Source organism: Mesorhizobium sp. M1066 (assembly GCF_040318635.1).
In the GTDB taxonomy this organism is placed as follows: Bacteria; Pseudomonadota; Alphaproteobacteria; order Rhizobiales; family Rhizobiaceae; genus Mesorhizobium.
Genome location: NZ_JAMYMR010000122.1, coordinates 1 through 800 on the forward strand (window position 1 = coordinate 1; position 800 = coordinate 800).

Sequence of the window (800 nt, forward strand, 5' to 3'; positions counted from 1 at the left end):
AGACAATGATCGTGGCTTTGGCGCGCAAGCTACTGATTGCCTTCTGGCGACTTGTCACGACCGGCGAGATCCCGACGGGAGTAGCGCTCGCCGCCGCCCATAGCATCTACAGCGCTACTAACGGCGCGCTCGCGAGCGGCTTCGTAACCGCCGAGCTACACCACGCCGCGGGAGTACGTCATGCCAAGCTGATGATTGCTTGTGGGTGCAAGTCCCATCCGGCCAAAGCCGTAGCGGGCAAGCCGGGACCGAGTCTTGCGGGCGTCACGGCAACGCGGGGTCTGAAGTGTAGACAGGAGTCATGCGGGGTGCGGGAATGAGCCTCGAAAGGTGGATGTTCGCGGAGGCCGAGTGTGTTCCCTAGTCACGAAGGCAATATGAGCATCGTCGTTACGCGAGACGATGCCGCTCCGTCGGGGTCGATGGCCGGATCACGCATGGAAGGTAATCATCGGAACATGAGAGGCCCGACCGGGTCCGCTGGATTGGTCTCCAGCGGGGGACAGCAGGAAGGTACTGCCAGAGCTGCCGTCCGAGCTGAGGTCGGGAGTCGGACTGGTTCATAGTACCCGTGAAGCCGTCGAAGGAAACGAGGCGAGTGGAGGGAAGGGACCAGCCTGAGGGGAGCCTGCGCGAGGAGGCCAAGGTCCGGACACAGAGCCGGGTTGCCTTGCCGCTGAACCTCGAGCGGGTGAACGCGGCGGCCAGGCAGGCAGCCCAAACCCGGTTCACGGCCCTGCTGCATCACGTCGACGAAGAAGCCCTTTACCGGGCGTTTCGGCGACAGAAGCGACAGGCGA

The 800-nt window shown here is 63.6% G+C and carries 1 protein-coding gene and 1 pseudogene; both read left to right on the forward strand.

The window, feature by feature from the left end:
• Window positions 1-320, forward strand: a 320-nt coding sequence (locus tag NKH52_RS35400) for a hypothetical protein (RefSeq protein ID WP_352658209.1), incomplete at its 5' end; no start/stop codon positions are given.
• A 278-nt stretch (window positions 321-598) separates the two neighbouring features.
• Window positions 599-800, forward strand: a pseudogene (locus tag NKH52_RS35405) (group II intron reverse transcriptase/maturase); the annotation flags it as partial.